The 26,767-nt window shown below is 42.5% G+C and carries 29 protein-coding genes and 1 riboswitch; of the genes, 14 read left to right on the top strand and 15 right to left on the bottom strand.

The genetic code is table 11. The features are described from left to right. The first annotated feature begins 257 nt into the window (after positions 1-257). Positions 258-1,664 (top strand): sigma-54 interaction domain-containing protein, encoded by a 1,407-nt coding sequence (locus IRB43_RS09290; protein ID WP_203363171.1) that lies wholly within the window; start codon positions 258-260, stop codon positions 1,662-1,664. A 74-nt stretch (positions 1,665-1,738) separates the two neighbouring features. Here IRB43_RS09290 and yugI read toward each other — a convergent pair whose 3' ends face one another. Further along, a complete protein-coding gene (gene yugI / locus IRB43_RS09285; RefSeq protein WP_203363170.1) occupies positions 1,739-2,098 on the bottom strand; it encodes a S1 domain-containing post-transcriptional regulator GSP13 in 360 nt (119 codons plus the stop codon). Between the two features lie 227 nt (positions 2,099-2,325). On the opposite strand from yugI, the gene IRB43_RS09280 reads away from it, so the two are divergent. Beyond that, positions 2,326-3,669 carry a sodium-dependent transporter gene (locus IRB43_RS09280; protein ID WP_203363169.1) on the top strand — a complete coding sequence of 448 codons (1,344 nt, stop codon included), beginning with the start codon at positions 2,326-2,328 and terminating at the stop codon, positions 3,667-3,669. Between the two features lie 66 nt (positions 3,670-3,735). Here the strand turns inward: IRB43_RS09280 and IRB43_RS09275 are convergent, their stop codons facing one another. The 3 genes from IRB43_RS09275 to IRB43_RS09265 all read right to left on the bottom strand — a co-directional run bounded on the left by IRB43_RS09275 (position 3,736) and on the right by IRB43_RS09265 (position 5,816). Further along, a complete protein-coding gene (locus IRB43_RS09275; protein ID WP_203363168.1) occupies positions 3,736-4,899 on the bottom strand; it encodes an aminotransferase in 1,164 nt (387 codons plus the stop codon). Further along, a complete protein-coding gene (locus IRB43_RS09270) occupies positions 4,899-5,399 on the bottom strand; it encodes an Lrp/AsnC family transcriptional regulator (protein WP_203363167.1) in 501 nt (166 codons plus the stop codon). The genes IRB43_RS09275 and IRB43_RS09270 overlap by 1 nt, the downstream gene beginning before the upstream one ends. A 150-nt stretch (positions 5,400-5,549) precedes the next feature. After that, positions 5,550-5,816: a DUF1871 family protein gene (locus IRB43_RS09265; RefSeq protein WP_203363166.1), complete on the bottom strand. Its 267-nt coding sequence runs from the start codon at positions 5,814-5,816 to the stop codon at positions 5,550-5,552. A gap of 109 nt (positions 5,817-5,925) precedes the next feature. On the opposite strand from IRB43_RS09265, the gene IRB43_RS09260 reads away from it, so the two are divergent. Next, entirely contained in the window at positions 5,926-7,095 is a 1,170-nt protein-coding gene (locus tag IRB43_RS09260; RefSeq protein WP_238941913.1) for a MalY/PatB family protein, read from the top strand. A 213-nt stretch (positions 7,096-7,308) separates the two neighbouring features. Here IRB43_RS09260 and queE read toward each other — a convergent pair whose 3' ends face one another. The 5 genes from queE to IRB43_RS09235 form a co-directional block, all read right to left on the bottom strand. Continuing rightward, the gene (gene queE / locus IRB43_RS09255) at positions 7,309-8,034 is read right to left on the bottom strand and encodes a 7-carboxy-7-deazaguanine synthase QueE (protein ID WP_203363164.1); all 726 of its coding nucleotides are present in this window, start codon (positions 8,032-8,034) and stop codon (positions 7,309-7,311) included. Beyond that, the gene (queD, locus tag IRB43_RS09250; protein ID WP_203363163.1) at positions 8,031-8,468 is read right to left on the bottom strand and encodes a 6-carboxytetrahydropterin synthase QueD; all 438 of its coding nucleotides are present in this window, start codon (positions 8,466-8,468) and stop codon (positions 8,031-8,033) included. Before queD ends, queE begins: the two co-directional genes overlap by 4 nt. Further along, positions 8,465-9,127: a 7-cyano-7-deazaguanine synthase QueC gene (gene queC / locus IRB43_RS09245; protein ID WP_203363162.1), complete on the bottom strand. Its 663-nt coding sequence runs from the start codon at positions 9,125-9,127 to the stop codon at positions 8,465-8,467. The genes queD and queC overlap by 4 nt, the downstream gene beginning before the upstream one ends. Positions 9,128-9,234: 107 nt before the next feature. After that, positions 9,235-9,278, bottom strand: a riboswitch (PreQ1 riboswitch). Between the two features lie 97 nt (positions 9,279-9,375). Beyond that, positions 9,376-9,573, bottom strand: a complete 198-nt coding sequence (locus tag IRB43_RS09240; RefSeq protein WP_203363161.1) for a hypothetical protein — start codon at positions 9,571-9,573, stop codon at positions 9,376-9,378. A gap of 118 nt (positions 9,574-9,691) precedes the next feature. Beyond that, positions 9,692-10,282 carry a peptidylprolyl isomerase gene (locus IRB43_RS09235; protein ID WP_203363197.1) on the bottom strand — a complete coding sequence of 197 codons (591 nt, stop codon included), beginning with the start codon at positions 10,280-10,282 and terminating at the stop codon, positions 9,692-9,694. A gap of 251 nt (positions 10,283-10,533) precedes the next feature. Between IRB43_RS09235 and kapB the strand changes: the two genes are divergently transcribed. Next, the gene (kapB, locus tag IRB43_RS09230) at positions 10,534-10,926 is read left to right on the top strand and encodes a kinase-associated lipoprotein KapB (RefSeq protein WP_203363160.1); all 393 of its coding nucleotides are present in this window, start codon (positions 10,534-10,536) and stop codon (positions 10,924-10,926) included. A gap of 26 nt (positions 10,927-10,952) precedes the next feature. On the opposite strand, the gene kapD is transcribed toward kapB, so the two are convergent. Beyond that, on the bottom strand, positions 10,953-11,567 hold the full coding sequence (gene kapD, locus IRB43_RS09225; RefSeq protein ID WP_343070836.1) for a 3'-5' exonuclease KapD: 615 nt from the start codon (positions 11,565-11,567) through the stop codon (positions 10,953-10,955). Between the two features lie 227 nt (positions 11,568-11,794). Between kapD and IRB43_RS09220 the strand changes: the two genes are divergently transcribed. Beyond that, positions 11,795-13,654 carry a transglycosylase domain-containing protein gene (locus tag IRB43_RS09220; RefSeq protein ID WP_203363159.1) on the top strand — a complete coding sequence of 620 codons (1,860 nt, stop codon included), beginning with the start codon at positions 11,795-11,797 and terminating at the stop codon, positions 13,652-13,654. A gap of 40 nt (positions 13,655-13,694) precedes the next feature. Here IRB43_RS09220 and IRB43_RS09215 read toward each other — a convergent pair whose 3' ends face one another. After that, on the bottom strand, positions 13,695-14,252 hold the full coding sequence (locus IRB43_RS09215; protein WP_203363158.1) for a DUF5366 family protein: 558 nt from the start codon (positions 14,250-14,252) through the stop codon (positions 13,695-13,697). Between the two features lie 368 nt (positions 14,253-14,620). Here IRB43_RS09215 and IRB43_RS09210 point away from each other — a divergent pair, with 368 nt between their 5' ends. Genes IRB43_RS09210 through mnhG form a run of 7 tightly spaced genes read left to right on the top strand, consistent with a single transcriptional unit; the run spans position 14,621 to position 20,360 of the window. Next, complete coding sequence (locus IRB43_RS09210; RefSeq protein ID WP_203363157.1) at positions 14,621-17,041, top strand: Na+/H+ antiporter subunit A; 2,421 nt, start codon at positions 14,621-14,623, stop codon at positions 17,039-17,041. After that, positions 17,028-17,450 carry a Na(+)/H(+) antiporter subunit B gene (locus tag IRB43_RS09205; protein WP_203363156.1) on the top strand — a complete coding sequence of 141 codons (423 nt, stop codon included), beginning with the start codon at positions 17,028-17,030 and terminating at the stop codon, positions 17,448-17,450. Before IRB43_RS09210 ends, IRB43_RS09205 begins: the two co-directional genes overlap by 14 nt. After that, on the top strand, positions 17,450-17,791 hold the full coding sequence (locus IRB43_RS09200) for a Na(+)/H(+) antiporter subunit C (RefSeq protein ID WP_203363155.1): 342 nt from the start codon (positions 17,450-17,452) through the stop codon (positions 17,789-17,791). Before IRB43_RS09205 ends, IRB43_RS09200 begins: the two co-directional genes overlap by 1 nt. Beyond that, entirely contained in the window at positions 17,784-19,265 is a 1,482-nt protein-coding gene (locus IRB43_RS09195; protein ID WP_203363154.1) for a Na+/H+ antiporter subunit D, read from the top strand. The genes IRB43_RS09200 and IRB43_RS09195 overlap by 8 nt, the downstream gene beginning before the upstream one ends. 6 nt (positions 19,266-19,271) lie before the next feature. Further along, positions 19,272-19,748 (top strand): Na+/H+ antiporter subunit E, encoded by a 477-nt coding sequence (locus IRB43_RS09190; RefSeq protein ID WP_203363153.1) that lies wholly within the window; start codon positions 19,272-19,274, stop codon positions 19,746-19,748. Beyond that, a complete protein-coding gene (locus tag IRB43_RS09185; protein WP_203363152.1) occupies positions 19,748-20,032 on the top strand; it encodes a Na(+)/H(+) antiporter subunit F1 in 285 nt (94 codons plus the stop codon). The genes IRB43_RS09190 and IRB43_RS09185 overlap by 1 nt, the downstream gene beginning before the upstream one ends. Continuing rightward, on the top strand, positions 20,016-20,360 hold the full coding sequence (gene mnhG, locus IRB43_RS09180) for a monovalent cation/H(+) antiporter subunit G (RefSeq protein WP_203363195.1): 345 nt from the start codon (positions 20,016-20,018) through the stop codon (positions 20,358-20,360). Before IRB43_RS09185 ends, mnhG begins: the two co-directional genes overlap by 17 nt. Before the next feature lie 90 nt (positions 20,361-20,450). Here mnhG and IRB43_RS09175 read toward each other — a convergent pair whose 3' ends face one another. After that, positions 20,451-20,834 carry a hotdog fold thioesterase gene (locus IRB43_RS09175; RefSeq protein ID WP_203363151.1) on the bottom strand — a complete coding sequence of 128 codons (384 nt, stop codon included), beginning with the start codon at positions 20,832-20,834 and terminating at the stop codon, positions 20,451-20,453. Between the two features lie 220 nt (positions 20,835-21,054). Between IRB43_RS09175 and nhaC the strand changes: the two genes are divergently transcribed. Continuing rightward, positions 21,055-22,518 carry a Na+/H+ antiporter NhaC gene (nhaC, locus tag IRB43_RS09170; RefSeq protein ID WP_203363150.1) on the top strand — a complete coding sequence of 488 codons (1,464 nt, stop codon included), beginning with the start codon at positions 21,055-21,057 and terminating at the stop codon, positions 22,516-22,518. A gap of 35 nt (positions 22,519-22,553) precedes the next feature. On the opposite strand, the gene IRB43_RS09165 is transcribed toward nhaC, so the two are convergent. The 3 genes from IRB43_RS09165 to IRB43_RS09155 all read right to left on the bottom strand — a co-directional run bounded on the left by IRB43_RS09165 (position 22,554) and on the right by IRB43_RS09155 (position 25,787). Then, positions 22,554-22,721 carry a hypothetical protein gene (locus tag IRB43_RS09165; RefSeq protein ID WP_203363149.1) on the bottom strand — a complete coding sequence of 56 codons (168 nt, stop codon included), beginning with the start codon at positions 22,719-22,721 and terminating at the stop codon, positions 22,554-22,556. 76 nt (positions 22,722-22,797) lie between these two features. Beyond that, a complete protein-coding gene (locus IRB43_RS09160; RefSeq protein WP_203363148.1) occupies positions 22,798-24,117 on the bottom strand; it encodes a Na+/H+ antiporter family protein in 1,320 nt (439 codons plus the stop codon). 170 nt (positions 24,118-24,287) lie between these two features. Then, positions 24,288-25,787, bottom strand: a complete 1,500-nt coding sequence (locus IRB43_RS09155; protein ID WP_203363147.1) for a leucyl aminopeptidase — start codon at positions 25,785-25,787, stop codon at positions 24,288-24,290. Between the two features lie 136 nt (positions 25,788-25,923). Here IRB43_RS09155 and IRB43_RS09150 point away from each other — a divergent pair, with 136 nt between their 5' ends. Next, positions 25,924-26,730 (top strand): cobalamin-binding protein, encoded by an 807-nt coding sequence (locus tag IRB43_RS09150; RefSeq protein ID WP_203363146.1) that lies wholly within the window; start codon positions 25,924-25,926, stop codon positions 26,728-26,730. The last annotated feature ends 37 nt before the right edge of the window (positions 26,731-26,767 follow it).

Genomic DNA, 26,767 nt, shown 5'->3' with positions numbered 1-26,767 from the left:
TCTTGATACGCTTTTTTATTTTCTTCTTGTGAAAAGTCTGTAAATGGTTCGTGTTTATATGGAATCATGATATTTCCTCCCTTTTTTCACTAATCATTTTTTTAAACTGCCTATTTTTCGTCACACAAACAAACGTTTGGTGAAAATTATTTTTGCATTATGAAAACCCTTACAATACAATGATGCAAAATATCATTGCTTTTTTCAAGTGTTTTTTCATAAAATATTAATAACTTTACAAACAAGGGGAAGATTTTATGTCTTTGAAAGATTTACAACTATTATTGACGATATACGAGGAAGTGTTAGAGAAAATCGATTTAGGTATCCATGTTATTGATTCCAACGAAAAGACAATTATATACAATAAAAAAATGAGGGAAATTGAAGGGATGGGGATTGAGGATGTGCTCGACCGAAACCTTCTCGAAGTATTCCAATTTGACCGAGCGGATGAAAGCACCCTTCTGCAAGTATTAAAAACAGGAGAGGCGATTCCAAATGTGAAACAAACGTACTTCAATATTAAAGGACATGAAATCACCACGATTAACCACACGTTTCCAATCATCCAAGATGCACAGATCATCGGCGCCGTTGAAATCGCCAAAGATGTTACGAAACTTGAAAAAATGATTCAAGAAAACATTTTAAAAAAGGGCGATACCCATTATACGTTCGATCATATTATTAGCGAAAATCCCGCAGTCATGGAGGCAATCGAAACGAGTAAGCGAGCCACTCGCACCCCCTCTTCCGTCTTGATTGTCGGCGAGATCGGAACAGGCAAAGAGTTATTTGCTGAAAGTATTCATAATGGCAGTCCCCGTTCGAACAAACCGTTTATTTCTCAAAATTGCGCCGCTCTGCCGGACTCATTAATGGAGGGGATTCTTTTTGGAAGCAGTGGCGATTCTGACTCGAATAATGAGCGGCCCGGATTGTTAGAACAAGCAAATGGCGGCACTTTATTGCTTGATGAAATCGATGCTTTAAGCTTCACTCTACAGGCGAAGTTGCTGCGGGTAATACAAGAGAAGAAAATTAGGCGAGAAGACGGAAAGAAAGAGATCCCGATCGATGTGCGTTTAATTACTACTATTAGCGAAGACCCGATTGATGCCATCGCCGCCAATAAACTACGAAAAGACTTATACTACCGCTTAAGTGTGGTATCCGTTTTCATCCCACCGCTTCGTGAACGAAAGGAAGACATTCACCTTCTTTCACAGTTTTTCATCAACAAATACAATCAACTGTTCGGTATGCACATTCATTCACTTGATGAAGAGGTAAAAGAATATTTCTATCAGTACGAATGGCCTGGAAACGTTCGTGAATTAGAGCATGTGATTGAAGGGGCGATGAACTTAATGGAGGATGAAGATATCATTACCTTTTCTCATTTACCAAGCTCATTCCGCAACAAATCCGGAGTTGGCTTACAGTCAAAAGAGCTCGAAAAAATAGAGGGGTTTCTGTATCAACCAAAGACCGTTCTCCCTCTTGAAGAGTATATTCAAGAAGCCGAGACGTATTATATTAAAAAGGCTCTTCAGCACCATGAACATAATATTACAAAGACAGCAAAAGCGCTTGGAATGAGCAGGCAAAACTTGCAGTATCGCATTCGCAAATATGACATCGGTAAAAATAATCATTAACCCGAAATCAGCCTAATCGAAATAAGAGAAGCATGAGGAAAGTCCTCATGCTTCTCTTATTATCGATCGATTGATTATTTTTCCTCTGATTGTTCAATCCATTCTTTCAGTTTGTGCTTAAGCGTATTAAACCCTTCGCTGTTTTCCCCTAATTTAATGCGACGCACTTCATGAATAGAAGCGGACTTAGACTCCATTGTGGCACGAATAGATAGACTAATTTTCCCCTCTTGTTCATTGACGGAAATCACCTTTACTGTTACTTCTTCTCCCACTTGTAAGTGATCATGAATATTTTTTACATAACCATGAGTAATTTCTGAAATATGAACCAATCCTTGCATCCCATTTTCAAGTGCAATAAATGCTCCATATGGTTGAATTCCCGTTACTTTTCCTGTTACAATCTGCCCTGGCTCGTAATGATTTCCCATCCAAACACTCCTAAAAAATTGTTTTCCTTATCTACGCATCACAAAATTATACCATAAGGGTAAAAAAATATCTAAACATTCCAAATGTAATCAAATTTTTTACATAATAGGTGGTGAAAGGCTTTACAAATTAATAAAATTCTGTGAATTGTGAAAAAGACCTGTTTTTTTCCATGAAAACATAGTAAGGTAATACAGTTATCATACATTTGAAAGAGGAGAATGAAATGAGTACAAAAGAACAATGGTCTTCTAAGATCGGCTTTATTCTTGCTGCGGCAGGTTCAGCGATCGGACTCGGCGCCATTTGGAAATTCCCTTATATGGCGGGAACGAACGGAGGAGGAGTGTTCTTTCTTCTATTTATCTTATTTACTGTAATCATTGGGGCGCCCATTTTATTGGCGGAATTTTTCATTGGTCGCCGAACACAAAAAGACGCCGTCAGTGCCTTCAGAGAATTAGTGCCCCACTCTGCTTGGCCGCTCGTTGGTATGTTAGGTGTCGGATCTGCTTTTATTATTTTATCGTTTTACAGTGTCGTTGGTGGTTGGATCTTATCCTACCTGCTGCGAAACGGGACGGGACAGTTATTTGCAGAAGATAAAGTAGATTATCATGCTTTATTCGGACAAATTATTAGCAACCCTACTGAGGTATTAATCGCTCAGGCGATCTTTATGCTAATGACGATCCTTGTTGTACGCGGAGGGATTCAAAAAGGGATTGAACGAGCTAGTGTCTTTTTAATGCCCGCGCTCTTCCTATTGTTTATCGCACTAGTTATTCGTTCCTTAACATTAGATGGAGCGATGGAAGGTGTGAAATTCCTGTTACAACCAGACTGGTCACTTTTAACAGGGGAAACATCATTGCTCGCTTTAGGCCAAGCCTTTTTTGCGTTAAGTATTGGTGTATCGATTATGATTACATATGCGTCTTATTTAGGAAAGGAAGAAAATATGCCGCGTTCCGCCTTTTCGGTCGCTTGGCTAAATATTTTTATTTCTTTGTTAGCGGGGCTTGTGATCTTCCCTGCTGTATTTGCTTTAGGATTTGAGCCCGATGCGGGACCAGGACTGGTGTTTGTCGTTCTTCCGGCTGTCTTTAATGAAATTGCCTTTGGTCACGTCTTTTTCTTTATTTTTCTATTGTTATTGTTGTTCGCCACACTGACATCGGCTTTTTCCATTCTTGAAATTGTTGTGGCTGCCTTTACAAAAGGAGATCCGAATAAGCGACACAAATTCACTTGGATCACAGGCATTCTTATTTTCATTTTAGGTATTCCGAGCGCCTTGTCCTTCGGGGTGTTAAGCGATGTGACTATTTTCAACAAATCGATTTTCGATTTTGCTGACTTTATTACCGCCAACATTGGAATGCCTCTAGGCGCTTTATTCATTTCCATCTTCGTCGGCTACCGAATGAAGCGAAATGAGGTATACGAAGAAATTGTGCGCGGCTCATCGATGGGCTCCAAGTTATTTGCGATCTGGTACTTCTGCGTCAAATACATCGCGCCAGTCGCCATCATTATTATCTTCTTACAATCACTAGGATTATTCTAAAGAGCGACCGATCCGACAAAACGAAAAGGGGTACAGCCAAAATACGTTTGGCTGCACCCCTATTTTTTATTTTTCCACAAATCGTTTCATCCGCTTCACTGCTTCTTGCAGCTGCTCCATGGATGAAGCGTAAGAACAGCGAATGTACCCTTCTCCGCCTTTGCCAAAGACGGAACCTGGGACGACAGCGACTTTTTCTTCTACTAGCAATTGTTCCGCAAATTGGGCCGATGTTAAGCCCGTGCTTTGAATGGATGGGAACACGTAAAAAGCCCCTCCCGGCACATGGCATGTCAATCCCATTTCGTTTAAGGATTGGACAAAGTAGTTTCGGCGACGGCGATACGATTTCTTCATCTCTTCTACATCATTCATTCCCGTTCGCAACGCTTCTAAAGCGGCATATTGAGCAGGAGTTGAGGCGCACATCATTGTATATTGATGAATTTTTAACATGGCCGCTGTTAATTCACGCGGTGCACAAACAAACCCAAGACGCCATCCCGTCATCGCAAATCCTTTGGAAAAACCGTTAATTAAAATGGTCCGCTCTCGCATTCCGTCAAGACTCGCAATCGATGTATGATGCTGATCATAAGCAAGCTCCGCATAAATTTCATCGGCAATCACTAGTACATCATGCTTCTTCACAATATCAGCAATCGCTTGCAACTCTTCCCGGTCAAGTTGCGTTCCTGTTGGATTATTCGGCGAACATAGAAGCAATGCCTTCGTGTTTGGCGTAATCGCTTTTTCTAAATCATCCGCTTGCAGTTTAAACCCTTTCTCCCCCGTTGTTTCAACCGTCACTGCCTTTCCGCCGGCCAATTCAACTAAAGGAACATAGGATACGAAACAAGGCTCCACAACAACGACTTCATCGCCTGGGTCAAGAATCGCTCTCATCGCTAAGTCAATCGCTTGACTCGCCCCGACTGTAACAATAATTTCTTCATTTGGTATGTAAGGAACATAAAATCGTTCACTGATGTAATCACTAATGGCCTCGCGCAACTCTAATAAGCCGGCATTAGCCGTATAAGATGTATATCCTTGTTCTAGGGATAAAATAGCGGCCTCTCTCGCTGACCAAGAAGTCACAAAGTCCGGCTCGCCCACGCCTAAAGAAATCACTCCTTCCATTGTCGCTGCTAAATCAAAAAATTTTCTAATTCCTGACGGAGCCATATTCTCAACTGATTTAGCTACATAGCTTTTTGCCGTTTTCATTATGGAGACACCACGATTCTTTTATCATTTTTCTTTTGATCATACACAATGCCATCATGCTTATATTTTTTCAATTGAAAGTGAGTTGTTGTTGAAACAACAGAGTCAAGAGTCGATAATTTTTCAGAAACGAAACGGGCAATTTCATTCATCGACTTCGCTTCGACCGTCACGGACAAATCGTACACACCGGACATTAAGTACACAGAAGTGACTTCTTTAAAGCGGTAAATTCTCTCCGCTACTTCACTGAATCCCACTCCGCGCTTTGGTGTCACTTTGACATCAATCATGGCGGTAATACCTTGGTAATTATCAATCTTCGCCCAATCGACCAATGTCGTGTAATGAACAATGACTTTTTCCTCTTCTAATCGCTTCACGAGCTTTGCTGTTGTTTCTGCCGTTTCACCGATCATTTTAGATAAATCTTCTATGGATAGGCGGGCATTTTGTTCGAGAATTTCTAATATTTCTATTTCTTTATCTGTTAAATGCATGAAAATTCCTCCAATCACACAGCTATTATAACAAAAAAATAACAGCATTTTTGTTTTTAAACAAAAATATTTTTAAAATTTGTTGTTTTTCACAAATAAATAATAAAAAAGTGAGGTTGCCAATTATTTGACAACCTCACTTTTGTTTGATCATGACAATTCACACACTGAATGATGTTTCACTTGTAGCAACTGCATCGCTACTGGTCGACAGTACTCTAAAGCTAGCTCACTATCAAAAGAGAATTCATAAATTTCTTTCAGCCGAGCTGCTAGTTGATCCACATCATCTAGTTGATGAACGGCATAAATCGCATCAGCAGACTCCGTATCATAAAAATCGCTACCGACAGCAAACGGATCCCATTCGCGCAGAATGGTCCCTAGCTCAATATTTAATTTCATTGTTTTATCCATTCGTCGATCCACCTTTTAAAAAATTCCTTCAAAAAGTCTAAATCATTGTCATTCTCGCTAAAAATACTTTACCATGACTATATACTATTTGTCAGGGATGGTGAAAATTTTGACTAAATTAGATCAACTGATTAACCGCGCAGGAACAGGAGCGGTAAAATGGGATAGTTTGAAAGAAGTATTCGGTGTAGAAGATGCGCTCCCGATGTGGGTAGCTGATATGGACTTCCAAGCTCCAGACCCAGTCATTGAAGCGGTCAAAAAACAAGCGGAGCATGGCATCTTCGGCTACACAGCGGTTCCTGCTTCCACAAAAGAAGCGATTAAAGAGTGGCAAGCTTCTCGCCACGGTTGGGACATCGAGACCGATTGGCTGCTCTTTAATCATGGAGTCGTGCCTTCGATCGGCCTAGCGATTGAAGCGTTCACGGAAAAAGGAGATGGAGTTATTGTTCAGTCCCCCGTCTATAATCCTTTTTTTGAAATGATTGAGCGAAATGAACGACAAGTGGTGAATAATCAACTGATTTTACAAGGGGATCATTATCATATTGACTTTGATGATTTGGAGAAAAAGTTGGCGGATGAGAACGTGAAACTGTTTTTGCTTTGCAGCCCGCATAACCCCGGCGGTCGCGTATGGACGAAAGAGGAATTAACGAAAATGGCTGACCTTTGCCAAAAGCATCATGTCATCATCATAGCGGATGAAATTCATGGTGATTTAACAGCCGCTCCCCATGTTCACACACCGATCGCCTCGATAAAGGAAGAATATCAAGAGTTTGTTGTCACGCTGATTGCTCCGAGCAAAACATTTAATCTCGCCGGCTTACAAGCTTCTGCGATCATTGTGTCAAGCGAAAAGCTTCGCAATCAGTTGAAACAAGTTCAAGCAAAACAAGGGTTCTTTACATTGAATATGATGGGAATTGCCGCTATGGAAGCAGCTTATCGCGAAGGAGGCCCATGGCTCGAGGAAGCGATTGCTTACATTCGCGGGAATGTGAAACTAGTAGAAAACTATATTGAACGTGAAATTCCTGAATTAACGGTCATTGAGCCGCAAGGAAGCTACTTAGTCTGGATCGATTGTCGCAAGCTCGGATTCACTGACGATGAACTGATGAAAAAAGTGCTCCACGAGGGCAAACTGGCTCTCGGCCAAGGCTCCAAATACCGAGCGGGCGGCGAAGGCTTCCTGCGAATGAACGTCGCTTGCCCGCGTACAATGGTCGAAGACGGACTCCAACGATTGAAAAAAGCGATTAAAGGCTGATATTTTTGTGCAAGGGCCGAATTAATTGCGCGAAGGCCGATTTTTCTGCACAAGGGCCGGATTAATTGCGCGAAGGTCGATTTTTCTGCACAAGGGCCGGATTAATTGCGCGAAGGCCGATTTTTCTGCACGAGGGCCGGATTATCCGATCAATGCGCCAAATGGCCAAATAATGAAGAAAAGAGATGCCCATTTTGGCATCTCTTTTCTCATTTATACTCCCTTTTTATTGCCCCAGACGAATGTGTGAAGCTGGGGGAGAATGCGGACGTTTTTCCAATCGGCATCGGGCATGGTTTGTTCAATCAGCCATTCGTATTTTTTCACAAGATGTGATAACAGCTCGGCGTCGTTGCTCTCTTGTAAACGATCGTTGCCCGTTTGTAAAAAGAACGGCACTTTCGGAAAGAGCTGATGCACTTGTTTCGCATAAGCTAAATCACTCTCATCAAATACGACCACTTTTAAACTGAAGTTTCTCTCTTTTTCTTGAAGCCGTTGAATGATCGCGGCTAGTTGATCAAAGTCTGTGTCCATTCCAGAGCTTGGCGGCTTCGGTGAGATCGTCAGCTCATCAATCTGATCAAACCAATCTTGCCAGCGACTTCCTTGCGTCTCTAGAGCGGTTTGCACGCCTTGCTCGTGCAGTTCACTCACTAAATCAGCTATTTGCGATAGCAGCGCCGGGTTGCCTCCTGAAATGGTCACATGATCAAACGTCTGACCTCCTAATTGAACAAGCTCAGCCCAAATCTCTTCAGCCGTCAATTGGCGAATCTCCTCTTTGGCTGAACCGTCCCATGTAAAAGCCGAGTCGCACCATGAACAGCGATAATCACAGCCGGCTGTTCGAACAAACATCGTCTTGCGGCCGATGACCATGCCTTCCCCTTGTACGGTTGGTCCAAATATCTCAAGAACAGGAATCTTTCGGCTCATTGGAAATCCTCTTCCTGCGGCCGGTACACAACATAGCTCGTCGGTGTTTCACGCAAAAAGATTTGGATGCAGCGCGGCTTGTTCGCCATTTTATTCAATGACTCTTGCATCACTTCCCACATCGTTCGAGCAACGACTTCTGTCGTGGGAAAATAATTAGGATCTTCCTCATTAAATAAAGCGTCCTCATTTAATAATCTATGATCAAATCGTTTATGGATGAGATGTTTGATCTCTTGGAAATTCACTAAAAAGCCTAAGTCATTCAGTTCATTACCGACAACTGTGACATTGACAAAATAAGTGTGGCCATGCAGTCGGCGACACGCGCCCGCCTCTTCATGCGGAATGTAGTGAGCTGCCGCAAACTGAAAATCCTTATTTAACTCATAACGATACGAATGAGGAGGTGCCGGATATAGTTGCTGAATCATGCTTGTGCCGCTCCTTTCTTCGCCAAGTATTGATCAAGACCTCGTTGGCGGAGCTTACAAGCCGGACATTCCCCGCAACCGCTCCCTTTGATTCCGTTATAGCAAGTCAAGGTGTGCTCGCGAACATACTCGAAAGCACCGAGCTCATCAGCTAACTCCCATGTCTCTGCTTTATCTAGCCACATAAGCGGTGTATGAATGACAAAAGACGTATCCATGGATAAATTCAATGTGACATTTAATGATTTAATAAACACATCACGGCAATCCGGATAGCCGCTGAAATCTGTTTCGCAGACGCCCGTAATAATATGTCGAGCGCCATACTGCTTCGCCAGTACAGCTGCAAATGATAAAAATAATAAATTTCTGCCTTCAACAAATGTCGATGGCACGTCTCCTTCTTTTTCCGTGATCTCGATATCTGTTCTCGTTAATGCGTTAGGCGCTAACTGCTTGAGAAGTGACATATCCAGAACATGATGAGGCACTTGCAGCTCTTTCGCAATCTCAGCCGCACACTCAATTTCTACCTTATGACGCTGGCCATAATCGAAGGTGACAGCGATCACTTCTTCAAATCGCTCTTTCGCCCAAAATAAGCAAGTGGTACTATCTTGACCACCGCTGAATACAACAACTGCTTTTTCCTGTTTCAATCGTTATCTTCCTTTCTTTTGAAAGAAAAAAAGATTCAAGAACTAGTACTCTAAAGAAATGACCGAACAAAAGGCCATAGAAAAAAACCATCTCAAATAGATCGGCTTTTCTCATAGTTTTTTATAGAGGGAGTTCGCGAACCTCTCCTGCCCATCAGCAGAATTCTTTCTTTAGTTCCTGTTCAATATACCATAACGCCCCGTCAAAAAGCAAAATGCCCGGCACGAACCGAGCATTTGCTCAACGACTACTCACCAATCTTATATTTCCCCTCGAGTTTCTTCGCTTTTTCTTCTTCTTTTTTGGAAATCTTCTTAATAAAAAGAAAGACTAAAACCGCCGCCGTCATAAAGACGGTCATCGAAATCGCCGCAGGAATATATTCTGATTTATCTTCTGGAAAATATAAATACAACATGTTCAATACAAATGAATTGAGTAGCATGGTGTCTCCTTTCCTAACTACCTTTTATTCACTATTATACCTTGTCCATTTTCTAAAACCAACCACATAAACGCAAAAACAGCCGCTTCAACAGCAGCTGCTTCCATCATTTGTTCACTTATTTAATCACAGTGATTTTCTCAATTACGATATCTTCTTCGGGCTTATCTTGAGCAACCGTTTTAGCATTGGCAATCGCATCGACAACGTCCATGCCTTCGATCACTTGGCCAAACACTGTATGGCGGAAATCAAGCCAAGGCGTACCGCCGTTTTCCATATAAAAGTCTGTGACTTCTTTCGGGTAGCCCGCTTTTTCCATTTGCTCTTTAAAGCCTGGGTCCATTTGGCTGTTTTGGACGATAAAGAACTGGCTTCCGTTCGTATTCGGGCCGGCATTTGCCATTGATAACGCACCGCGGAAATTGAATAATTCACGTGAGAATTCATCTTCAAACGTCTTGCCGTAAATGCTTTCTCCGCCCATTCCAGTTCCTTCAGGGTCTCCGCCTTGGATCATAAAGTCTTTAATCACACGATGGAAAATCAGGCCATCGTAATAGCCATTTTCACTATGTGTAATAAAGTTTTCTACCGTTTTAGGCGCTTGCTCTGGGAACAATTTAATTTTGATGGTGCCTTTCGTTGTTTTCATTTCAACGAGCTTTTCATTTGCTGCCACTTCTGTGGTTAATTGTGGATAATTCATATCTTTATCCCCTTTCTCCTTATGTACGTTTTCTTTTTGAGCAGGCAGTTCTGCTTGTTCCTTTTCTTTTTCTTGCGACTTTTCTCCGCTGCATCCTGCGATCACAACGAGCAAAGCGATGAGTAACGCTGAAAATAATCGTTTCATCTCACACCTCCTGCTTTTCCTACTTTACCCGATTTCCGTTAAAAAATCACCTGCATTTCCTTCCCTTTGATTTTTTGATAAAGTGAAGAAAAGGAGGAAAAGAGATGAAAGTTGGAGATATCGTTACTGCATTTTATAAGACTGGAAAATATATTGGAGAGATCACGGCAATTCGTCCGGGGGTTTATACGGTGAAAGTATTGGCTGTTTTGCGTCACCCAGCTCAAGGGGACCTTCACAACCCAAAGGAAGCGAACGTTCCTTTTTTCCACGAACGCAAGGCGCTTGCTTTTCGCGAGCAAGCGAATATTCCTGAAAAAACTGTTCAACCGTATGAAGGAGAGATTCCTGATTACTTTGTCACATTAAAAGAAGCCTTTCACCGCCTGAAAGATCGGCTCGAACAAGAAGATACACCATTTTCGCAAAAAAGCTTACAAACATTGCAAGGTATTCAAAAAGAATATAAGTTGATGTATAACCTTAAATGGGAATAGGCCGAATCTGCGAAAGGATTCAGCCTTTAAGCCATCTGATCAAACAGCTTGGAAAAGTCAACAAGGTCCCCGATCGTTGCCGGTTCTGACTTTTTCATATACTTTTTATCTTTTTCTACGAGATTGTAAATATGGTATGTGGTCAATGCATCATCGAGGGCTCGGTGATGCTTGCCTGTCCCTTCTTTTCCGTACTCCTCCACCGCTTTCCATAAACCGGTCTGATTGCGGTCACCGAAAAATTGTTTATATTCCATCGATAAATCAATAAATGTTCCTTGTAGCGGGAATCGCAAGCGGGCTTGTTCACAATTATGCCGCAGCACTTTCATGTCCATATTGCCCCATGTAATAATCTTGTCCTGCTCACTTTCATTCAGCTTGGCCAAAAGATTCACTAACTCTGCTAAAGCGATCCCTTCCTCTACTTGCTGCTGGCTAATATCAAGGAAACGTTTGCATCTTGCCGTTAACTTAGGAAAAGCCGTCGGTCTCACATAAGACGAATATTTCTCCCTCACCTTCCCCTGCTCGACAACCACAATACCCGCCTCAATAATCTCCGGATAAAACGCTTTTCGCTTCACTGTAGCATCCGGCATTGAAAACTCAAAATCAATAAAAAATAGCCGTTGCTGCACCTTGCTCACTCCTTTCTATTAAAGTACTTACTTTCTATTATAGCATGAATTAACAAAAAATTTAGACTTGTTCTCCCCATTAAACATCCAGTTATTACTAGAAAAATCCTCTTTTCTCTACTTCTCCTCTTTATTAATGTCTCACTATAGATTATGATGAGTAAAGGATTATTTTTACTAATTTTAAAAAGTAAAAACAAACTAGAATGAAGAAGGCGGTTCAGGGAATGAGAACGGTTTTTGGTTATTTATTAGTAGTTTTGCTCCTCCCTTTAGCTGTGTTTTTATTTTACTTTGCTAATGCGGAAGCGCAACAAGTCAGGAGTTTTGACGCAGTGGTGGAAGAGAAAATCATTATTAATGATGTCCAACTTCCACAAGCAAGCCAGGTGGTTGATCGAAATGGCAATCCTTATTTAGAAATTCAAAAGCCATATCGAATCGTGGTTGATGGAAAAGACATTCCACCGTTTTTAAAGGAAATTTTCCTTCAATCGGAAGACAAGCATTTTTATGAGCATGCTGGCATTGATGCGTCAGCCGTCATGCGTGCAGTCGTCGTCAATGCCCAATCCGATGAAATTGAGCAAGGGGCCAGTACGATCACCCAACAGTTGGCACGTAATGTGTACCTTTCACATGATCGGACGCTTGCTCGCAAACTATCAGAAGTATTATATGCCTATCAGTTGGAAAAAAGGCTGTCAAAAGACGAAATACTGAACTTATATTTAAATGCTATCTACTTTAACCACAATGTATATGGCGTAGAAGCAGCAGCTCAGTTTTATTTCCAAAAGCCAGTAAACAAACTGACAAAAGCGGAAATGGCCTTGATCGCCACCATTCCGAACAATCCGAATCTGTACGATCCCGTTCGCCATTTCGATAATGCGAAGAAGCGACAAGAACGGCTCATCGATATTATGGCGCGAGAAAAGTTTTTAACCGCGCAAGAAGCCGAAGCGATCAAAAAGGAACCGATTAAGCTAAACGTAAGGGATCGTTTAGACAAATTCGAGAACTACTCTACTTATGTAGAAGCCGAATTAAAGGAATTGATCGCTCATACAGAAGGATTTGAAGAGCAACTGAAAAATGCTGATGGTGAGAAGAAAATTCAAATCGATCATAAGCTCAATGCTCGTGTAGAGGAAGTGCTGTCATCTGGCGTGATTGTCCATACGGCACTCGACCCGAATATGCAAAATAAAACAACGGGGGCAGTCAGCTCCGTATTAGCTGGAAGTTCCGCTGAAGGAGCTGCGGCTGTCATTAAAAATGACACGAGGGAAATCGTCGCCTTATCGGGTGGGAAAGATTTTGATAAAACTGAGTTCAATCGCAGTTTCCAAGCCTACCGTCATCCAGGTTCAACAATCAAGCCATTGCTTGATTTCGGTCCTTATATCGAAAAGACTGGTGCTGGTCCAAACAGCATGGTCAGCGCTGATAAATATTGCTCAAGGCCAGGAAACTGTCCAAAAAACTATAGCGGTAAAGAATATGGAATGGTTACATTACAAAAAGCGCTAGCAAACTCTTATAACACAGCAGCGCTACGATTATTTATGAAAGCTGGACCAGAAACATCACTTTCATACTTGAAAAAATTTGATTTTGCTGGCTTAACAGAAGCGGATTTCGATCCAACTAGACACGGGCAAGCATTAGGTGCTTTTGATCGAGGAATGTCACCACTTGAGATGGCAGGTGCCTATACCTCCTTCATTGACGGCAATTATGTCAAGCCTCGAGCGATTCAAAAGGTCACAGATCGCCAAGGGAAAGTGCTCTATGAGTGGAAAGACGAAACTACAAGAGTTTGGTCGCCATCCACGACAAATACAATGCGCACGATGTTATCTGGCGTTATTAAATCCGGAACAGGGAAAAAAGCGAATCCAGGTACCCCTTACTCTGGAGGTAAAACAGGAACAAGTCAGAACGTGCGTGACATTTGGTTTGCTGGCTTAACCAATCAATACACAGCGAGTGTCTGGGTCGGAAAAGACCAAAAAGGAAATGTGAGCCACATGGAAGGATATGCGCCGCAACAACTCATCTGGCGCCGGGTTATGCAATAAGTAGTAAATAAAAAACCGCCTAGTGGCGGTTTTTTTCTGTTTACAAAGGTAAATTTCCTAGTAAACCGTTATAAACTTTTAATCCTCCTAAGGCGAACATGGTTGTAAAGAACGCCCAAACAGCGACTTGAAAAGAAATCATACCAACTAAGTTAGCTACCGATAAGTCAGGGGCAATTTTATACACGAAGTATACAAAATAGCCGATGGCTGTTATTACAAAGATAATTAAAATGCCCGTAAGAGAAGAAAAGCTAATTAATGAGAGAAGCCCTCCAACGAAGAACACAATGGAGCTGGTTCTTGTTTTCAGCAATAGTTCCCCTGTCGTATCCTTGGAGAAAAACAAAAGTGACAATTGATTCACTGTGTCAGCGATCACCTTGAATGTGGCCAAAATCATAAAAAACAGCAACATCAATGCTAGCGTGATCGTTAGCTTCACTTCTGTCTCGGTAAACATTTCTAGCAAACTGTTATATAAGCTAACTTTTTTAAATAAGCCGATAATGATTTTTTGAGTGAACATCGACAAAGATAAACTGAATAATAGCATTGCGACTACAGGTAAGTAGCCAATTAAGTAAGTATTTTTCATATCCCAATTTCCGCTCCTGTTCATTTCAATCCATTTCATTATGCAAGAGCGAGCAAGTAAAGACAAGTAGTTTTTAATAATTTTTGGAAAAAAACACACGAATTTTGTAAAGTACAAAAAAATTTTTTCGTTTTTTTATCCATGATTCTTCATATTTAATATCATAAGTCGACTTTTCTACAAGTTTCGCGTTAATGGAATGCAGGAAGTGATTTTTTGCGATATAATGCACTATGAGGTTTGATTTACGTTGGGAGAACACTTTGAATGCGATCATTTAAAAAGGAATGTGGATGAATATTTCGTCTATATTAAAATTCCATCGTTTTTCACATGATGTTTAATACAATCTGCAAGGAGGGATTCTTTTGTCTTTACTGCATATAGCCATCTTTTCTCCTTTTTTAATGGCTATTCTTGTGCCCCTTTTCTATAAGGGACTTCGACGCATACATACAGGATGGTTTGTACTGATTCTGCCTATTGTGCTATTCACCTATTTTCTTCAATTTCTCCCAGTCACGCGAAATAATGAAGCAATTGAAAAGTCATTTGACTGGATTCCATCACTCGGCGTGCGCTTTACGGCCTATGTAGATGGTTTAGGGCTGCTTTTTGCCTTATTAATCACCGGAATCGGTGCTTTAGTTGTGCTCTATTCGATTTTCTACTTATCTAAGGAAAAAGAAAAATTGCATAACTTCTACGTCTATTTGCTCATGTTTATGGGCGCCATGCTCGGTGTCGTGTTGTCGGATAATCTCATCACGTTGTATATGTTTTGGGAGTTGACATCGATTTCTTCGTTTTTACTAATCGCTTACTGGTATGATCGGGATCGTTCTCGTTACGGAGCGCTGAAATCGATGCTCATCACCGTATTCGGCGGCCTGGCAATGCTTGGAGGGTTTTTATTACTCTCGATTATGGGAGATACATTTAGCATTCGAGAGCTGATCGCTCAAGCAAGCGAGTTAAATGATCATCCACTATTCCTTTTAGCTCTAGTGCTCGTCCTTACTGGAGCCTTTACAAAATCGGCGCAATTTCCATTCTACATCTGGCTGCCTGATGCAATGGAAGCACCTACCCCTGTTAGTGCTTATCTCCACTCAGCGACAATGGTTAAAGCAGGTATTTATTTAGTTGCTCGCTTGAGCCCGATTTTTGCTTTTTCCGAGTATTGGTTCTGGCTTGTTGGTGGAGTCGGAATTTTCACTTTATTCTGGGGATCATTTAATGCGGTCAAACAAACGGATTTAAAAGGAATTCTTGCTTTCTCAACAGTGAGTCAACTCGGCTTAATTATGTCGCTTCTTGGCGTGGGGGCTGCCGCTCTCCAATTTGATGGGATCAATGACAATGTGTATACAGCAGCGACCATTGCGGCGATCTTCCATCTCATTAACCATGCGACATTTAAAGGTAGCTTATTTATGGTCGTCGGGATTGTTGATCATGAAACAGGCACGCGCGATATTCGCAAGCTGGGCGGATTGCTTAGCTTGATGCCGATTACGTTTACGATTGCTGTAATCGGGGCATTTTCTATGGCTGGCTTGCCTCCATTTAACGGATTTTTAAGTAAAGAAATGTTCTTTACCGGCATGATTCAGCTATTAGACCTCGATCTCTTTAACTTGCAAACGTGGGGCATCTTATTCCCTGTTCTTGCTTGGGTTGGAAGCGTGTTCACTTTCATTTACAGCATGATGATTGTGTTTAAAACATTTACCGGGAAATATCAACCAGAACAATTAGAGAAAACACCGCATGAAGCACCGATCGGCATGCTGATTCCGCCTATCATTCTAGCTGTTCTTGTCGTTGTATTTGGGATTTTCCCCAATCTGCTTTCTTACAACTTGATCCAGCCAGCGGTAGCGGCGATCATACCTTCGCTTATCGAGCCTGGCGAGAAAATCGCTGTCCATATTAGCCATTGGCACGGATTCTCAACCGAGTTGAAGATGACGATTGGTGTTGTCGCACTCGGCGCGATCATGTATGTGACTGTTAACAAATGGAATAAAGTGTATAACTTATTCCCTAACAAAGTCACTCTAAACACTTTATATGATACGAGTCTATACGCGGCGGAGCGAGGGGCTTACACATTAACTAAGTCGGTCATGACAGGCTTTATTCGCACTTATCTCGTCTATATTTTCATCTTTTTCATCGGAATTTTGGGCTTTACGATGTGGACAGAAGATGCGTTTAAAATCGATACGAGTCAGCTCGCACCGATCGGCATATATGAAGTGGTGCTTGCTCTATTAATTTTGCTTGGAACAGTTACAACATTGATTGCTAGATCACGATTGACGTCGATTTTAGCACTGGGAACGGTTGGTTATACCGTTTCGCTGTTTTTCGTTATTTTCCGTGCACCGGACCTTGCTTTAACACAATTAGTGATTGAAACTGTTTCGGTTGCCTTGTTCTTGCTTTGCTTCTATCACTTGCCGAAGCTGAGCCGCCATGAAGAACGAATGAGTTTTAAACTAGGTAATTTACTGATCTCAGCTGGAGTCGGGGTTACGGTCACTTTAATTGCCATCTCGTCTCACAGCAATAAATGGTTTGACTCGATTTCAAAATACTATATTGACAATACGTATGAGAAAGCAGGCGGAGAAAATATGGTCAACGTTATTCTCGTCGACTTCCGTGGCTTCGATACGTTATTTGAAATTTGCGTGCTTGGCATTGCCGCTCTTGGCATTTACGGATTGATCAAGCTGCGTTTAGGAAAGAAAGGAGGAGCGATCGATGAAAACGAATGATGTAATTTTACAAACGGCGAGCAAAGTTGTGTTTTTCATCATCATCCTCTTTGCGATCCATTTGTTCTTTGCCGGGCATTACCATCCGGGTGGAGGATTCGTCGGCGGATTAATGACTTCAGGAGCCATCGTTCTCCTCTTGCTCGCCTACGATATTAAAACCGTGTCTCAAGGTTTCCCAATTGACTATAAAATATTGATTGGGGTCGGTCTTTTATTTGCAGCGGGTACGGCAGCCGGTGCCCTGTTGTTCAACGTGCCATTGTTAACGCACGCATTCGGCGATTTTAATTTGCCGCTGTTTGGAAAAACATCGCTTCATACCGCCATGTTGTTTGATACAGGCGTCTATTTAGTTGTCATTGGTGTCACGATGACCATTATTCAAACGATAGGAGAGAGTGAATAATGGAAATTTTAATGTCAATTGTCTCAGGACTGTTACTGGCTAGTGCCGTTTATTTAATGCTGTCGAAAAGCTTGTTGCGCATCATTATCGGCACTGGACTATTAAGTCACGGCGCCCATCTATTGATCCTAACCATGGGCGGATTAAAAAATGGAGCCGCTCCGCTTTTAGGACAGCATGCCAAAGCTTATGTCGATCCATTGCCGCAAGCGCTCATTTTAACAGCGATCGTCATCAGCTTCGGTGTCACCGCCCTTTTCCTTGTATTAGCTTACCGAGCTTATCAGGAATTAGGGACAGATAATACAGATGAGATGAGAGGTTCAGAAGCAAATGACTAATTTACTTATATTACCTATACTCATCCCTCTAATGACCGCAATTGTATTGATTTTCTTAGCAAAATGGGTGATGGTGCAACGCGTTGTCTCTGTCATTTCGACGATTGGGACGCTCGTTGCTTCGATCATCTTATTGCTGACAGTGAAAAAAGAGGGCATTCAAACAGTGGATGTCAGCAGCTGGCAAGCTCCTTTCGGGATTACACTTGTATCTGATATGCTGTCAGTATTATTAGTAACTACTACGTCATTGATTACACTTTGCGTCATTATTTATTCCTTCCGTTCAATCGGAAAGAAACGGGAACAATTTTACTACTATTCCATCATTCAATTTATGCTTGTCGGTGTGAATGGGGCTTTTACAACAGGAGATATTTTTAACCTGTTCGTTTTCTTCGAAGTGATGCTGATGTCATCATACGTATTGATCGTGATCGGCGGCACGAAAATTCAGCTGCGGGAATCGATTAAATACATTTTAGTCAATGTCATTTCATCCGCGATTTTTGTGGTGGCTGTGGCCTTTTTATACTCCGTCATCGGTTCCTTAAATATGGCGGACATTTCCAAGCGAATCGCTGAAGTTGGCCAGTTGCCTATTTTAACCGTGATCGCTGTCTTATTCTTAATTGTCTTTGGATTAAAGGGCGCGATTTTCCCGCTATACTTTTGGTTGCCAGGCTCCTATCATGCGCCGCCTGTGCCGGTGCTTGCCTTATTCGGGTCGTTGTTAACAAAGGTAGGGGTATACTCGATTTTACGAACGTATTCGCTGTTCTTTTATCACAATCAAGCCTTTACCCATGAGTTGTTGCAAATCTTGGCAATTCTGACGATTATCGTCGGAGCGATCGGAGCGATTGCTTACTGGGATGTGAAGAAGATCATCATCTACAACATTATTATCGCTGTTGGTGTGCTAACATTCGGGATCTCATTAGCAACAGAAGAGTCAATTAAAGGAACAATTTTCTATTTAATCCATGACATGATCATTAAAGCCGCATTGTTTCTCTTAATCGGGGTCATGATCAAAATTACGGGCACAAGCAACTTGCGCAAGATGGGTGGATTAATCAAAAAATATCCGCTGCTTGGTTGGACGTTTCTTGTCGCCACTTTTGGCCTTGCGGGGATTCCGCCGCTCAGCGGATTTGTTGGTAAGTTCTTAATCGTTCGTGCCGGTCTGGCTGAAGGAGCTTATGTGGGCGCGCTGATCGTCTTATTATCAAGTCTGTTTGTTCTTTACTCTGTGATCAAAATCTTTATGAACGGCTTTTGGAGATCTCCTCAAGATTATCCTGGGGAAGAAAAACAGCCGGTTCACTTTTTATGGATGCCAGGAGCGATTCTTGTGCTCGTCTCTATCGTTTATGGAGTGGGCGCAGAAGGAATGTATCCAATTATTTCTCAAGCCACTGAAGCACTCATAGATCCGACAATCTATATTGATGCCGTGTTAAAGGAGTAATGTCATATGGCTTTTCAAATTTTACTTAATTTCTTTTTAGCGTTTCTTTGGATGTTTCTGCAAGTTTCATTTTCTAGTTCCACTTTTATCGTCGGATATCTTCTTGGCTTAATTTTGATGTACGGTATGCGCCGCTTCTTTAAACATGAGTTTTACATGCGCCGTGTATGGGCAGTTATTTATTTAACTCTTTTGTTCTTTAAAGAATTGATTTTGGCCAATGTGGATGTGCTAAAGGTCATTTTAAAGCCAAAGCTTGATATCCAGCCAGGCATTTTCGCCTTGCCGACGGAATTAAAATCGGACTGGGAAATCACGTTGTTAGCTAATTTAATTACGTTAACGCCTGGAACGCTTGTGATCGATATTTCCGATGATAATAAAGTGCTATATGTGCACGCAATTGATGTACCGGATGTGCAAGATGCCATTGATGGCATCAAAAATTCGTTTGAAAAAGCGATTATGGAGGTGAGCCGTTAATGCTAGAGATGGTGATGAAAGCTTCCTTAATCTGTTTTTCGCTTGCCATGCTTGGTCTTGTGTACCGGCTCATTAAAGGACCGACTGTACCGGACCGCGTAGTCGCCTTAGATGCGATCGGAATTAACCTGGTCGCCATTGTGGCGATCTTGTCGATGCTGCTTCGGACAAGTGAGTTTTTAGATGTTATTTTATTGATCGGAATTTTAGCCTTTATCGGAACGATTGCTTTCGCTAAATTCCTAGAGAAAGGAGAGATCATTGAAAGTGACCGTAATCATTGATGCAGTGATCATTCTCTTTTTAGTCATCGGAGCGTTTTTAAGCCTTGTAGCCGCCTTTGGTGTCATAAGACTGCCAGATGTGTATACGCGCAATCACGCGGCGTCTAAAGCCGCTACACTTGGTGTAATGTCCACTCTATTGGCTGCCTTTCTCTACTTTTACTTAATCGAAGGCCATTTCAGCTCCCGGATTCTTCTCGGGATCGCCTTTATCTTTATTACTGCCCCCGTATCTGGGCATTTGATTAGCCGAGCTGCCTACAATGCCGGCGTCAAACTTTCCGACAGCAGTATCCGAGATGATTTGAAAGATAAAAATAAGCGCTGAAAAAGGGCGTCTATCAGTCGATTGTTCGGTTGATAGACGCCTCTTTTTGTTTGGCTAAGCGACCGCCACTTCGCGATGGTTTTTCGACTTTTATCTTTTCGGAACGACAGCGACGGTACAGCGCGACAGACAGATGAGCTGCTGTTGTTCGTCTTCAATTCGGATCTCCCACACCATCGTGGTATGGCCGCGGTGAGCGACCGTTGCAATGGCTGTGACCGTTCCATCCTTTTTCGCTTTAATATGATTCGCATTAATTTCTAGCCCGAAACAAGCCTCTTTTTGTTGGTCAATTAAGGCCACTGTCCCGACACTAGCGGCCGTTTCTGCAAGAGCGACAGACGCTCCCCCGTGCAAAAAGCCGAATGGCTGACGCGTCCGTTCATCAACGGGCATCGTCATCACCACTTTTCCCTCTCCAATTTCTACTGTTTCGATACCAAGTGTCCCAATTAACGAGTTTGCTATATCCATCGTTTTCCCTCCAAAAAATGAATTGTTATTCACTACTGATTCGACAACACTTCTAAAAAATCCTCTTTCACTTTTTATGCAATCTAGAATGATTTATTCAATACAGAATAAATCATTCTATAAAATGGCTAGTTTTGTAGAATTTTACGAATATTTTTAATTGGCATAAAAATTGCAACTATATGGATAAAGAACAATTTCTGTGAAGAGAGGGAACGAAATGAAAGTAAAAACACCATCAATCGGCATCGCTTTGATTCCAATCTTAGCGATGGCCATTTTCTTATTTGTAGGGATTTTTCAATTTGAAGCGGATCCGCATATTCCCTTGCTATTAAGCGCCACTGTTGCTGCTATAATAGCGATGTATTTAGGGCATACGTGGCGGGAGATTGAGAAAGGAATCATCAACGCTGTTTCTTTAGCGATGCAGGCGCTTCTCATTTTAATGGTTATTGGAACGATCATCGGGACGTGGCTAGCGGCTGGTATTGTGCCGACAATGATTTATTATGGACTCGATATTTTATCTCCAACGTACTTTTTGCCGGCAGCAGCGATTATTTGCAGCATCGTGGCCATCGCCTCCGGAAATGCCTGGACAGCAGCGGGAACGATCGGGATTGCGATTATGGGAATTGGCGCTGGACTAGGGGTCAACACTGCTATGGTCGCTGGGGCCGTCATTTCCGGCTGTTATTTCGGTGATAAAATTTCTCCTTTATCCGAGACAACGAATATGGCACCAGGAATTACGGGCGTCCAGCTATTTGACCATATTCGGCATATGTTGTTTACTACGATACCTGCTTTAGCGATCTCCATTATTATTTACTTCTTCCTTGGCCTTTCCTTTAAAAATCAAGGGGCTGGACTGGAGGAAGTGAAAGCGCTTCAAAATGAACTAGGTGACATGTTTATCATCAGTCCTTGGCTTTTGCTTGTACCTGCTATTGTTTTAGCGTTAATTGCGATGAAAACGCCAGCTCTTCCTGGTCTTGTGATCGGATCGATCTTAGGGGGAATCGTAGCAGTTGTTGTACAAGGGGTCACATTGGGCGAAATTTTAAGCATTATGGTCAACGGTTTTACGATGGAAACAGATAATCAAGTACTTGAAAGTCTCTTAAATAACGGTGGAACATCCGCCATGATGTATACGGTTTCATTAGTGATGATCGCCATGAGCTTCGGCGGAATTTTAGAAGTAAGCGGCGTGCTAGAAACACTCGTGAAAAGCTTATTGAAACTAGCGAAATCGACGGGAAGCTTAATTGCCACAACGGTTGCCACTTGTATTACAGCAAATGTGGTCGCATGCGATCAGTACTTATCAATTCTTATTCCGGGCCGCATGTATGTAACCGCTTACCGCAAGCGAGGATTACATCCGAAAAATTTATCGCGCACACTAGAGGATGCTGGCACCATGACCTCCCCTCTCGTTCCTTGGAATACATGTGGCGCCTTTATGACTGCAACGCTTGGCGTATCGACATTCCAATATGCTCCTTATGCACTATTATGCTTGATCAGTCCGTTAATCTCCATTCTTTACGGCTTTACCGGGTTTAAAATCGAGAAGCTGTCACAAGAAGAAATCGATCGGATGAACACGGAAGAACAGCAAGCGATGGAACAAGAAGAAGAAGAAGAACAAGAACAAGAACTGAAACGCGCATAGGAAAAGGACCTTCCTGTCGAAGGTCCTTTTTCGTTTTAGAAATAACCAAATGGCGGGTAATACGGCGGATAAAAGCCATACGGTGGGTACACGGGCGGACGATAGAAAGGACGAGCGATCGCTCCGCCTAAAAAGCCACCTAATAATCCCCCAAGAAACGGCCCCCCAAAGAAAGGTAGAAACCGGGTGTTACGAGCATACATAGTGAAATGCCTCCTTTTTTACTGCCTATTAATGGTGTATGCAAAGAGGAGGCATTTGGCATGGGCAAGTTCCCCATTATAAAATTAACGCCGCAATCCAACCGAAGATAATCACTGGAATATTATAATGCAAAAACGTTGGTACACATGTATCCCAAATGTGATCATGCTGCCCATCGATATTCAAACCGGATGTCGGTCCAAGTGTGCTGTCAGATGCTGGCGAACCCGCATCTCCTAAAGCACCCGCTGTTCCGACAAGCACAATCGTCGCCATCGGACTAAAGCCAAGCTCTAACGCTAACGGCACGAAAATTGTCGCGATAATCGGAATCGTCGAGAAAGACGAACCGATCCCCATTGTCACAAATAAGCCAACAATAAGCATCAGTAGTGCACCAAGTACTTGATTGCCGCCAATCATATTAGCCACTTCTTCCACCAATGATTCTACGTCTCCTGTTGCACTCATCACATTGGCAAACCCTGACGCGGAAATCATCACAAAACCGATAAACGCCATCATCCGCATGCCTTCTGTCAGCAAATGATCCGCTTGATCCCAGCGAATGACTTTAAATGCGTACAGAACGACAATTCCAGCTAATGCGCCAAACACCATCGACTCCGTATAAAGTTGGGCAATAAGAGCCGCAATAATGGCCACAACAGAAAACATAATCCCACTAGTGGAATAACCTTGTGTTTCTGCAGCTTCCACAGATATACGTGGATCCTCATACGTTCTAGGCTTGCGATAAGAGAAAAAGACGGCTACTAACAAACCAACTAGCATGCCAGCCGCTGGAAATAACATCGCTTTCGGAATTTGACTCATCTCCACAGGCAAGCCGCTTTTCGTCATATTCGTCGCAATAATTTCGTGAAAGGTTAGACCGAAACCAACAGGTAACAACATGTATGGCGTCACGAGACCAAATGTTAAAACAGAGGCCACTAAACGACGATCCACTTGCAGTTCATTTAATATTTTCAATAATGGTGGAATTAATAACGGGATAAAAGCAATATGAATTGGAATTAAGTTTTGCGAGAAGCAAGCCATTAATAAGATAAAAAATAAAATAAGAGCTCTTGATAACTTTTTCGCTCTCGCATCTTCTTTCTTTCCTACATATTTTAAAGCAAAGTCAACTAATGCATTCGGCAATCCTGTGCTGGAGATCGCTACCGCAAATCCGCCAAGCATCGCATAGCTAAGCGCTACATTGGCACCGCCTCCGACTCCTTCTGTAAACGCCTTAATTGTTCCTTCTATTTCTAAACCGCCAACTACTCCTCCAATAAGTGCACCCGTAATCAAAGAAAACACAACATTGACACGTAATAGACTAAGGAGAAGCATGACGATAACAGCAATCACAACTGCATTCATCTAAGATGCCCCCTCGTACTTTAGTTTGGTAAATTGGTAGAGAACTAAAATAAAAATAACAATATTCATGGAAGTTGTCAATGCTTTTTTTCGTTCGATGAAAAATTGGAGAAGTGGAAAAAAGTCGAGGAATTCTACTCAAAAAAGAGGCTGATCTCTCAGCCTCTCTCTTATTCTTCATTTCTACGCATTGCTAGTAAGGCTAATGTCCGTACCATCGCGCCTGTCGCTCCAGCAGGTCCAAGAGAACCGCCTTTATTCGTGTCAGCTGTCCCGGCGATATCTAAATGAACCCACGGCGTGCCTTCCGCAAATTCACCGATAAATCCGCCGCCCATAATCGCGTGACCGTCACGGCCTGGTGAGTTGTTTAAATCAGCAATCGCGCTGTTGCGAATGCGCTGTTTATCTTTTTCCGTTAGTGGTAGGCGCCAAATGAACTCACCTGCTTCAAAAGACGCTTCTAGCACTTCTTCAAACAATTCTTCATTATTTGTAATTGCACCCGTTTTATCAGTGCCGAGTGCAACAATGACGCCACCTGTTAATGTTGCGACATCAATTAAGTAATCGGCGCCGTGGTGCTTCGCATATGTCATTGCATCGGCGAGCACGAGACGGCCTTCTGCATCCGTATTTAACACTTCAATCGTTTTACCGCTCATCGACGTAATGACATCGTCTGGCTTAAAGGCATGGCCGCTCACCATATTATCAGTAGATGGAATGACCGCGACGATATTTTGATTCGGTTTTAGTTCACCGATAATTTCCATCGCACCTAATACCGCGGCCGCGCCGCCCATATCCGTTTTCATGCCGACAATTCCGTCTTTAGGCTTCAACGAGTAGCCACCCGTATCAAACGTGATTCCTTTTCCGACGAAACCGAGTACATCCGTCCATTCTTCTTTCGGCTGATATTTCAGCGTAATCATTTTCGGCGGCTCAGTTGATCCTTGATTCACTGCTAAAAAAGCCCCCATGCCGAGCTTTTCCATGTCCGCTTTTTCAAGAATCTCGACTTCAAAGCCATATTTCTCTGCTAATTGTTCCGCATAAGCCGCTAAGTCAGATGCCGTTAATAGATTTCCCGGTGTATTCACTAGCGTGCGGGCGGAATTCGTTCCTTTGCTTAACGCATAGCCGACTTGGAGAGCTGTTCGTATCGCTTCCTCGTCTGCTTTTGTTAATATCAATAACTCCTCAATCTTCTTCTCTGGCTCATTCGATGTTTGTTTGTAGCCTTTAAATTCATAGGTTGCTAGCCCAAATGCCTCGCTGAATGCATGCGCGGCATCTTCTGCGTTGATTTCCTCACAAACAAAGCTATCTAGGGCTACAGCCGCTGCTGTCAGCCCAAAATGCTTGCTTTTGACGAACGCTTCACCAATCGCTTCCTTCATTTCATGGAAATCGGCTTGCTTTTCTTTTCCAAGTCCGACAAACAGTAAACGTTTCGCTGGCATTTTTCCTAACGTAGGCACAACCGCAATTTTTTTGCTTTTAGCAGAGATATCGCCTTCTTTCACTAATGCCGTCAACTCTCCATTGAATAGTTCATCTAGTCTCGCTAGCTCGCCTTCAAATTTCAACGGACGATCATAAAGTCCCACGATTAAACAAGGAGTTTCTTGCTGTAAATACGATTCATTTTTTACTGTAAACATTTGATCACCTCACTTTCATTATACAGAAAATTATTTCGCAATTCGAATAAAGTGAAACTTCAATCAGTGGGAGGCTTACTGCCCGTTAACGCGGGACAAATGTCTATGATAAAATGAAAGAAAAGGAGTGGTTCGTATGCGATTAATTTCGATCTGTCCAAGCAACACAGAATTAATTGAATTTCTCGGTCTCACCGATCAGCTTGTCGGCGTTGATGACTATTCCGATTGGCCAAAAACGATTGCCCATTTGCCGAGGCTTGGACCCGACCTTGATATTAATATTGATCAAGTGGAGACGTTAAAGCCGGATCTTGTGATTGCTTCTTTAAGTGTGCCTGGGATGGAAAAGAATGTAGAGGAACTGAAAAAGCGAGGATTGCCCTATATCGTGACGAACCCGCAATCGTTAGCAGAGATTGGCCAGTCACTGATAGAGGTTGGAGCGGCATGTGGGGTAACTGAAAAAGCTAGATTGATAGCGGAGCGCTACACTTCTCAAGTGGAAACATTTAAACAGGCATCTAACCTTGTCGACAAGCGGCCTTCGCTTTACTGGGAATGGTGGCCAAAGCCCGTGTTCACTCCTGGAAAAGTGAATTGGCTGACGGAAATAAGCGAGCTGGCCGGCGGTTACAATATCTTTGGCGATGAAGAGACCGCTAACTTCCGAACCGATTGGGAAGAAGTCAAACAAAGAAACCCGGATTACATTTTACTCTCATGGGTTGGCGTGCAAACGGAAAAAATTAATCCAGCGATCGTCCAAAAACGACCGGGCTGGATGGAGCTGCCTGCCATCCAGCAGCAAAACGTCGCCGTCATGGAAGAAGAGCTTTATTGCCGTCCTTCCCCACGGCTATTAGCTGGGCTTCATAAGCTAGCGATGATGCTTCATCCGTCTATTTTTGAAACAGTTGAAATGGATGAATGGTTTAAGTGACAGAGAAAGAGCCCTGCACAAGATCCGCGAATAGCGA

It is taken from the genome of Bacillus sp. REN10, from assembly GCF_016820555.1.
Classification (GTDB): Bacteria; Bacillota; Bacilli; order Bacillales; family Domibacillaceae; genus Bacillus_CE.
Note: the sequence above shows the minus strand (reverse complement) of the source record. Positions and strands in the feature narration are given on the sequence as shown.